Genomic DNA, 9,622 nt, shown 5'->3' on the forward strand with positions numbered 1-9,622 from the left:
CTCCTTTCATTATTTAGACCAAGCCGATGGCATCTGCACGGCATTGTTGACAATGCATCATTTGCGGGAGAATAGATGATAGAACGCTGCGATAATTTTTGATCAATTCAATCGGGGGGGCTGCTTTGTGGGCAAGCTTTCCTTGAGGGATCAAGGGCAGTAAGTTATGGATGTGGGCTCCTCTCTTTTTTACATCTAAAGCCAAACTATATAATAAATGCTCATTGATACCCGGCATAACCACCGTATTAACTTTTACAGTCATTCCGGCTTTGGCCGCCAGCTCCAGTCCAAGTAATTGATTATGGATCAGCACCCTGGCCCCACTGGGACCAATCATAGTTTTCCCTTGCCAACGGACATGGCTGTATATCTTAGACCCCACCTGCTCATCCAGAGTATTAATCGTCACAGTAACATGAGAAACCCCAATATCCACTAATTCCGCTATCTTTTCCGGTAAAAGAAGCCCATTGGAACTCAAACAAAGAATCATATCCGGGAAATTTTCTTTCACCTTCCTCAAAGTTTTAAAAGTTTCCTCATTAGCTAAGGGTTCTCCCGGTCCGGCAATCCCTACAACCGTTAATTGGGATCCGATGGCAGAGGATTTTGCCTTAAGGACTGTTTCAATGGCTTCATCTGAATTAATAACCTTACTGGTTACTCCCGGGCGGGACTCATTAGCACAATCAAATTTACGCACACAATAATTGCAGGAAATATTACACTCCGGGGCCACCGCTAAATGGATTCGACCGGTTTTCCCGTGCCCGGAAGGTGAGAAACAAGGATGTCCTTGATTTAAATTTGAGCCGGCCATGTTTGCATGATTGCATTCTCTATGCATATTAATCTCTCCCATCGTTCATCTATTTTTAATCCGCTTCCAAGCCTCTCACTTCGATATTTATTTGTTGTCATCATGCACACCTGGCCATCTATAGGCGGTGCCTTGAATTTTAACTAATTCATGTAGATGATCTTTAGGAAAGTTATACCTCGTATTAATTCCTTAATAAGGGCTTAGCAGTCAATATACTTCTTATTTTCCAGAAGCATAAACTTTTTAAAGGTCATAATCGAACCTTAGTTCCTCAATCTTTGCACGTCACTCCAATTAAGCAGATTTTGGTTTAAAAGAATAGGCTTTACGAACGCAGACTCTGCCGCAAGCTTGACAACCAATACATAGATCCTTACTGACAATCTTAGCAACATAGCGCTCTGTCCCTTCATCATCTTCAAAGCTTTCTATCCCTAAGCATTCTTGCCCACAAAGTTTTACACATCGCCCACATCCTAAACACACATCTTTATTAATTCCTTCGACGTATTGTGGTGTCCAGGGCATTTCCCCGAAGGTTTTATAGATTACAACGTCACTCAAGCAACACTCATCCCCTTTAACATAAATCTTTGGCCTTTGTTTCAACTTCTAATAATCAAACTTCTAATAAATCAATTGCTGTAATTCCAGAAATAACATCATAAACTCGGCAATCCGACCTGCCTGCCTACAGTGCTACATCCCTTGTCTCTCAACTATTAACGCTTCCTAATTTCTTTTGCAGCCAAGGCGGCAGTCTCTTGGATTGCAGTAATTTATTGACCTTGATTAATTCCTCTTCAATAGGAGTTCCTTCCGTCACTTTTAACGGATGAATCCCACTTTGAACCAGCCGGGCCGCTGCCGGACCACCAATCTGAGTACAATACACAATTGCACAGCGGTTAAGCATTTTGATCCGCACGTCAACCTTATCTTCGGATTCTTCCATATCCTCAGCCTTAAGAGATGTATGGATAACTCCTTGCGGGCCGTCTGTGAATTTATACATTTCAAAGGCTGGGGATGAAGCAAAATGCGAGTCAATTGTTTTTCCGTCGCTGCTGGCAAAGGCTATTAACATACCTTGACCCTCCTCGAAAACTAAATTGTCTCCTTCTACCTTCTTATTTTCCGGCATCATACTAGTAACTTGTTCTTCATTTAAGTGGCTTTTCATTGTCGTCATCCAATTTACACCTTTAACCCTAGGCCCTTTCTAACTTAATGAATTTAATGTGTCGAACAGAAATAACTGAGTTCCCTGATATCCGATCCAACATTTTTGCGGATAGCCGGCTCGATCAAAGACCGGCAGCCCTGCTCTAAGATGAGGGATCTTTAGGGCCCCTGCCGCTTGACGACCGTTGGAATTGGCGATAATCAGGTTGCTCTGCCCAGCCCTTTCCTCAAGGGTTTCCAGATCCCCCACCTCAATGGGGATTGGCAGAGCCGGAGTGTTACCCGCTCCCAAGGATGCCGCTAAAGCTACAGAAATTTCCGAACCCACCTCCACTAAACAGGAACCCAGACTATACAAAAGATCCATCTCTAAAGCTATGGCCACCTTTTGCCCTCCCAGGGCGTCATGATAATCTGCCAGGGTATCCAGCAAGCGGCTTCTTTGCCGGAGAAGCTTCTCCGGAATTTCCTTACCCGAGATTTCCGCCAGAGTCAGAATGAATTTATCCGTTGCTGTTAATCCCGTTAAGGATGGGAAATTAACATGGGGAACTCCAAAGGTGTTCTTCAGAAACTCGCCGGACTTCTCCATACTTAAGCCGAAGGAAAAACAAGCCTTACATTCCGGTAAACGTTGGAACTCTTCCAGCAGAGTGCCACCCTGCACCACCGGGGCCGCCTCCAGTTCCGCATGCCCATCCAAAGAAATCGAAAGATCCGGAACTGTAATCACCTTAAAACCAAAACTGCTGACAATTTCTTTGAGTTCATCAACATCACCGGGAGTCAGATGACAACCGGGCAAAAGTACCACTGAAGGGATTTCAGCCCCATCCGCCTTTGGGATACCCTGCAACTTACCGGCCCCATAATTGGACTGTCCCGCTAAGGTCATAAGCAAGGCTTCCACTGTTCGCTGATACCCCTCTTGCATAGACCCGATATAGTCAGGTGTCCCTGCTAAAACCACCGGCAAATCCTGCAAATCCGGTCGTTCCGTGCGCAAACTTGCCAGAGCACTTACCATGTCATCCCCATAGGTTTCAGTGAGCCCGGAACTCATAACTCCGATGATTTGGGGCTTATATTTATCAGCCGCCACAGCAATTCCCTTTTTCAGATGATCCCAACCGCCGAAGATTACCGACTCTTCCAAAAGAGCTGTTGAATTAAGGGGAATTGGTTCTTTATAGTGTCTGGAAAGCTGCAAGCGAATAAAGGAAGAGCACCCTTGAGAACCATGAAGTAGGGCAAGTAGCCCGTTGACGCCCAGGTAAGCCAGAGTGGCACCTAAAGCAGGACTGTTTTTTTGTGGGTTGCCATTATAATGTCTGAGCTTTGTCATCTTGCAGTTCACCCTCTCTTGGCGGGAAATCCCCTTTTAAATGTCCCCAAACCGGACTGAGTACTGTGCGTGTTAAGGCTTCCGCAAAGGTAATCATCCCCTGATAACCGGCATAAGGAAGCTTTCGGCCATGGTTAATATCCAGAAAAGGAGTTCTTGTCTTATGAGCCAGATACTTGGTCTTCCCTCCGGCAACAATGAGATCCGGTTTCTTCTCCGCAATGATTTTGAGAAAACCTGCCGAACTTGTGTCTTCAATGATCTGAGCCGTGGGATCCATTAATTCTTTCATCCGCTGGAAATCTTCAGGAGTTGAGTTTTGAGTCCCCCCAGCTAAAATATTAATCCCTAATTCAGCTAAGGTAGACACCATGGACCAGGTCTTAACTCCTCCTGTAAATAGAATTGCCCGTTTATTCTCAAGCAGCTTTTTATATCCGGCAATAATTTGGCGCGTTTCCTCCTCTTTCTTTTGCACATAGACTAAGGTTCTTTCCAATAAATCCGGATCATTAAGGGCCTTGGCAATACTAATCAGGGTTTGGGAGGTATCGTGAATCCCGTAAAACGACCCTTCTATAAAAGGAATACCGTAACGAATTTCCATCTTCCGCACTAGGTTGGTCAAACTTTTGGAACAGATTAAGACATTGAGACTTGCCCTATGAGCAGACCGGATATCATCAAATTTGGCATCCCCGGTAATCGCTGTTTGCAGTTTTATCCCCAAGTTTTTTAAATCCGGCAACACCCCCCAAAGATCTCCGGCGATGTTGTACTCTCCAATCAGGTTAATAGAGAGGGGAATTTTCTCTTCCGTTCCTTCAGCTGTCCCGATAACTCGATCAAATAAAACCTCCCCGGCAATGCGATTGCCTATGTTTTTATCTCCCAAAAAACCCGGACAATTCACGGAAATCACCGGTATGGTCAGTTCAGCTGCCACGTCCCGGCATACCTTGTCGACATCATCCCCAATTAAGGAGGAGACACAAGTCGCGTAGACAAAGATTGCCTTGGGATTATGCTTAGCTGCCACTTCCAGGATTGACTCTCTGAGCTTAAGCTCACCTCCATAAATTACATCGTTTTCCATAATATCTGTGGTCAGTCCCCGTCTGAACAATTGGGAACCGGAGGAGCGGGCTCCTCGGTTATCCCAAGAGTTTCCGGCACAAGCAATCGGTCCATGAACTAGATGAGCTACATCCGTGATGGGCATGAGCACAACTCGCGCCCCGTCATAAGCGCAGCTTCTCTCTGCGCCTTCGCCGGGCAGGGCCTTCATGCATAGCTTCGGGGAGCCGGCATCTGACATGCATTGCTTATCTTTGAGATCCAATTTTGTAAGATTGGTAAACATGAAGCACCCCTCCTTCAGTTGGGGACATTCCTCTGAGCCACTTATCATTACTTCTCTTTGAAGAGGTGTGTCCCCTGACCTCTTATCGCATTAATTCAAAGTAAGTGTCTGTTGAAGCCCTGTCTTTTTCCTCCAAAAAGGTATTGGCAATCATAGTTATCATATTAATAACTCCGGAATACCCTACGATGGGATAACGATGGAGATTCACTCGATCCGTAATCGGGAAGCCAATTCTGACCAGGGGGATGTTCGCATCACGAGCAGCATATTTGCCGTGGGCATCACCGATTAACATGTCAACAGGTTCGGTGACCAGCAGGGAGCGGAGATGCCAGAGGTCTTTGCCGGCATAAAGGGTGGCTTCTTTACCGTAAGGGCTTGAGGCCAGCAGTTTTTCCATGGCCTTTTTAAATAAGGGGGTAGAATTTGTACAAACGATGTGAACAGGCATCCCCCCCATTTCCAGCAGGAAGCTGACAAGTCCGATAAGGATATCAGGATCACCAAATAAGGCAAACCTCTTACCATGAATATATTGATGAGCGTCCGTCATGGCATCAATGGCCCGGCCTCGTTCATTGGTAATTTCTTCAGGCACCTCTTTGCCTGTAAATTTAGCCACGGATTCGATAAATTTGTCTGTGCCGGCGATTCCCATTGGCATCGCCAGGGTTTCCACAGGCACTCCCAGACCGGCCAGGTATTTGCTCGTTGTTGGAGTGGTGTAAGTCTGTAGGCATAAGAACCCTGCTGCATTTAGAGCCTCGTTCATTTCCGAAATAGGTGTCCCTCCGGGGTACAATTCGTAGGTGCCCAAATTCGGTGTATCTACCACATCACTGGAATCCGGCAAAAGAGTATAGGGTGCGTCCATGGTCTTGAGAAGCCGTTTGTACTCACGAAGATTGGCGGGGTAAGTGTCAAAACCGGGAACCACATAAAGTCTGTCGTTGATGGTTTCTTCTTGTCTGGGCTTGGCCAGACATTCAATCAGACCCTTGAGCATTGTGTCATAGCCGGTTATATGTGATCCCTTAAAGCTGGGAGTATTAGCTAAAGCCACCGGCAGCTCTTGAGGAATCGCTCCTTGATCCTTAGCGTTACCCAGATAAGACTTGATATCGTCTCCAATAACTTCTGCCATACAACTGGTGAAGACGGCGATGACGTTAGGTTTATAAACTGTATAAGCATTCTTTAAACCTTCGATCATGTTTCCCTGTCCGCCGAAGACCGCAGAATCCTCAGTCATCGAATCAGAGACTGCAGCCACCGGCTCTCGGAAGTGACGGGATAAGGTGCTGCGAAAATAGGCTGTGCAGCCTTGGGAACCATGGGTAAAGGGCAAGCATCCTTCAATTCCTAAGGCACAAAGCAAGGCGCCCAGGGGCTGGCAGGCTTTGGCTGGATTAATAACTAACTTTTCACGGGCAAAGTTCTTTTCGCGGTATTCTACAGAATTCAGCCAACTTTTTGTTGCCTTAGTACAAGCTTCCATTGTCTAACATCCTTTCTGACCTGTTTTATTTAGCCCAAGGAGCTTTAATAGATTTCCAAGTAGGGCTGTTAATTGCCATATCCATATCCCGAGCAAAAATCGGGAAGCCTTCATAGCCATGATAAGGACCGGAATAATCCCAGGAATGCATTTGACGGAAAGGCAGCCCCATTTTCTCAAAAACATATTTTTCTTTAATTCCTGATCCGACTAAATCAGGCTTTAACTTCATGACAAACTCTTCAAGTTCGAAAGCCGTCACATCGTCATAAATTAGGGTGCCCTCTTTTAAAGCAGGCAGGGTCTTTTCGTAGTCTTCGCTATGGGCAAACTCATAGCCCGTTCCCGTAACCTCCATCCCTAAATCTTCGTAGGCCCCCACAATATGTCTCGGGCGGAGTCCCCCTACATAGAGCATTACGCTTTTGCCTTCCAATTGCGGTCGATAGGTCTCAATGACTTTTTGCATCTGTGGTTCATATTTTGCTAAGACTTGCTGAGCTTTTTCCATAATATAATCATCAAACTGAGCGGCAATTTTCAGGATTGATTCTCGGATTTTGGTGGGACCAAAGAAGTTGAATTCCATCCAAGGGGTGCCATAGGTGTCTTCCATATGTCTGGCAATATAATTCATACTTCTGTAGCAGTGAATCAGGTTCAGCTTGACCAGATGTCCATTTTGCAGCATTTCCAAGGTAGAATCTCCGGTCCAGATATTAACAACATTCAGACCCATTTCTTCCAAAATCTTTTTACTGGCCCAGGCATCTCCGCCGATATTGTAGTCCCCGATAATCCCAATATCGTATTTGCCAACTTCTCGAGCAGGCCCTTTACCCAAAAGATGATCGCGAATAGCATCATTGGCAATATGGTGGCCTAAGGATTGACTGATCCCTCTAAATCCTTCACAACGAACAGGAATTACCGGCAAGTTAAGTTTTTCACTCATGCGACGGGAGACACTTTCAATATCGTCCCCGATCAGTCCCACTGGGCACTCAGAGAGAATTGACACTCCATTAGCATTGGGGAAAAGATCTACAGCTTCTTGAATGATCGTCTCCAGCTTTTTATCCCCACCATAAATGATATCGCTTTCCTGGAAGTCCGAGGTGAAGAGAAAAGGTACAAAGTTATCAACCCCGATTTCTCCATCTGCTAAGTTACGGCGATTTCCCCAAGAATAGTAGCCACACCCCACAGGTCCATGGGAGATATGCACCACATCTTTTACCGGACCCCAAACAACCCCTTTAGCTCCTGCATAGGCACAGCCCCGGGCGGTCATCAGTCCCGGCACTGTTTTTGAATTGGATTTGACTGCGCAACTGGCGCACCCTTCGTCCTTGACGGCAATGTGTTGTCTTCGATTCTTTCTTGCTTTCTCCGGATAGACCTCCAGCACATCTTCCACGACTTGCTTTCTAAATTCCGTGGTCTCTTTTATGCTCATTACGCTGTCCTCCCTCGTTCTGAAATCTTTCTCCCGTACATCGAGACGAAAATGGTTACATTTCCATGATTCCAAATTCCATCATTAAGGCCTCTAACTCATCCATTGACAGTGGGGTTGGGATAGTCATTTTAGTGTTATTTTCAATTTTACTAGCTAAGGCTCTGTACTCATCCGCTTGTTTGTGAGTTGAGTTATATTCGATAACCGTTTGTTTACGCACCTCAGCACGCTGTACTTCATTATCCCGAGGCATAAAGTGGATCATTTGGGTGTTTAGAGATTTAGCTAAAGCCTCAATCAATTCGCTTTCTCTATCCGTCTGCCGACTGTTGCAGATCAAGCCTCCCAGGCGAACTGTGCCGGTTTGAGCGTATTTCAAGATCCCTCTTGAGATATTGTTGGCTGCATACATAGCCATCATTTCACCCGAAGTGACAATGTAAATCTCCTTAGCTTTATTTTCCCGAATCGGCATTGCAAATCCGCCGCACACCACGTCTCCCAGAACATCATAGAAAACATAGTCTGTATCCGCTGTATAAGCACCGTTTTCTTCTAAAAAGTTAATAGCGGTAATAACTCCCCGGCCTGCGCAGCCTACCCCCGGTTCCGGACCGCCGGATTCAGCACAGCGTACGCCCAAATATCCTTCAACCAAGACATCTTCCAACTCTAAGTCCTCTACAGTCCCTCTTTCACGGGCTAAGTCCATAACCGTGGTTTGGGCTTTACTATGCAAAATCAAGCGGGTAGAATCTGCTTTCGGGTCACAACCCACAATCGTAACTTTTCTGCCCATTTCCGCTAATGCAACCACCGTGTTTTGGGTTGTGGTGGATTTTCCAATACCGCCTTTGCCGTAAATTGCAATTTGTCTCATATCAATACATCTCCTTAACCGCCTAATCAAATTTTTTCTAAGCTACTTCTATCTAACTCTAACTAACTTTCAGCTACATTCGACGAGCTTATTTCCATTCGTTATTCTTATAGCTCAAGTCTTGAGGTCTCACTCCCTTCCCTTTTAACTGTTTGCGAAAAGGTTTTAATATCCCCCTCTAAACCACTGCTTCTTTACCAACTTCACCGGTTCGAACCCGGACTACCTCTTTCAGCGGACAAACGAAGATTTTGCCGTCCCCCATATGTCCCGTCTGATTAGCTTTGATAATCACATCGACAACCTCATCCACTTGATCATCCTGAACCACAATAGTTAGCAACCGTTTGGGAATCCAGTGAAATACTGACTCATCGGCATACCCGCTGCCCATGACAGAGTTTAATTCCGGATCAACCTCCGCTGCCCAACCACCTATGCCCCCCTGCTTGCCCCGACCCTCAACACTTTGAATCGTCAAAGCCGGAAAGCCGGCATCCTCAAAAGCTTTTTTTGTTGCGGGTACTTGATGACGTCGAATCATCATCATAATTTCTTTCATCCCTTACAACCCCTTTGTTCCTTTACTTACGGTATAAGCTTCTTCCACTTCAGTAACAAAGACTTTACCATCCCCCATGGTTCCTGTTTTGGCACTCTCTAGGATGACATTGATGGCTGCGTCCAGCTTTTCATCTTCAACCACCATCAACAGCATTGTTTTAGGGAATTCATCATAAACAACATCACCGATGCGAATGCCTTTTGTTCTGCCTCGACCAAAGACATGCATTTTTGTCAGAGAGGGCATTCCGGCATTTGCTAAAGCTTCAGCTACCACCTCGGTTTTATCGGGTCTTACAATGGCTCTAATCATCTTCATATAAGTTCATCCTCCTCAAATTTAAACTCTTGTTGGTTCTTGAAATTGGATAGATTAGAAATTTTTCAATTTAGAGCATCACCTCCTTTAATAGTTTTCATTTAATTTTTTAAACTTTGTCCATCAAAACTGATATTTTGTCGTAAACGTTAGTTTGATCAAGTGATTCTTAGCTTC

The 9,622-nt window shown here is 45.4% G+C and carries 10 protein-coding genes; all 10 read right to left on the reverse strand.

Annotated features, from left to right (window positions below; translation table 11 throughout):
* Window positions 1-13 precede the first annotated feature (13 nt).
* The 10 genes from DP73_RS12070 to DP73_RS12115 all read right to left on the reverse strand — a co-directional run bounded on the left by DP73_RS12070 (window position 14) and on the right by DP73_RS12115 (window position 9,445).
* The gene (locus DP73_RS12070) at window positions 14-850 is read right to left on the reverse strand and encodes a radical SAM protein (RefSeq protein ID WP_034599772.1); all 837 of its coding nucleotides are present in this window, start codon (window positions 848-850) and stop codon (window positions 14-16) included.
* A gap of 270 nt (window positions 851-1,120) precedes the next feature.
* Window positions 1,121-1,390 carry a 4Fe-4S dicluster domain-containing protein gene (locus tag DP73_RS12075; protein ID WP_205623386.1) on the reverse strand — a complete coding sequence of 90 codons (270 nt, stop codon included), beginning with the start codon at window positions 1,388-1,390 and terminating at the stop codon, window positions 1,121-1,123.
* 151 nt (window positions 1,391-1,541) lie between these two features.
* Window positions 1,542-1,913 (reverse strand): NifB/NifX family molybdenum-iron cluster-binding protein, encoded by a 372-nt coding sequence (locus DP73_RS12080; protein WP_034599786.1) that lies wholly within the window; start codon window positions 1,911-1,913, stop codon window positions 1,542-1,544.
* A gap of 135 nt (window positions 1,914-2,048) precedes the next feature.
* Window positions 2,049-3,356 (reverse strand): nitrogenase iron-molybdenum cofactor biosynthesis protein NifN, encoded by a 1,308-nt coding sequence (nifN, locus tag DP73_RS12085; protein ID WP_034599773.1) that lies wholly within the window; start codon window positions 3,354-3,356, stop codon window positions 2,049-2,051.
* Window positions 3,334-4,719, reverse strand: a complete 1,386-nt coding sequence (gene nifE, locus DP73_RS12090) for a nitrogenase iron-molybdenum cofactor biosynthesis protein NifE (protein WP_034599774.1) — start codon at window positions 4,717-4,719, stop codon at window positions 3,334-3,336. Before nifE ends, nifN begins: the two co-directional genes overlap by 23 nt.
* Before the next feature lie 82 nt (window positions 4,720-4,801).
* Window positions 4,802-6,220 (reverse strand): nitrogenase molybdenum-iron protein subunit beta, encoded by a 1,419-nt coding sequence (gene nifK, locus DP73_RS12095; protein WP_034599775.1) that lies wholly within the window; start codon window positions 6,218-6,220, stop codon window positions 4,802-4,804.
* 25 nt (window positions 6,221-6,245) lie between these two features.
* Window positions 6,246-7,679, reverse strand: a complete 1,434-nt coding sequence (gene nifD, locus DP73_RS12100) for a nitrogenase molybdenum-iron protein alpha chain (RefSeq protein ID WP_034599776.1) — start codon at window positions 7,677-7,679, stop codon at window positions 6,246-6,248.
* Between the two features lie 55 nt (window positions 7,680-7,734).
* A complete protein-coding gene (gene nifH, locus DP73_RS12105; RefSeq protein ID WP_014904758.1) occupies window positions 7,735-8,562 on the reverse strand; it encodes a nitrogenase iron protein in 828 nt (275 codons plus the stop codon).
* Between the two features lie 178 nt (window positions 8,563-8,740).
* Window positions 8,741-9,124: a P-II family nitrogen regulator gene (locus tag DP73_RS12110; protein ID WP_034599777.1), complete on the reverse strand. Its 384-nt coding sequence runs from the start codon at window positions 9,122-9,124 to the stop codon at window positions 8,741-8,743.
* A 3-nt stretch (window positions 9,125-9,127) separates the two neighbouring features.
* On the reverse strand, window positions 9,128-9,445 hold the full coding sequence (locus DP73_RS12115) for a P-II family nitrogen regulator (protein ID WP_034599778.1): 318 nt from the start codon (window positions 9,443-9,445) through the stop codon (window positions 9,128-9,130).
* Window positions 9,446-9,622 lie beyond the last annotated feature (177 nt).

It is taken from the genome of Desulfosporosinus sp. HMP52 (genome assembly GCF_000765145.1).
Lineage (GTDB): Bacteria > Bacillota > Desulfitobacteriia > Desulfitobacteriales > Desulfitobacteriaceae > Desulfosporosinus.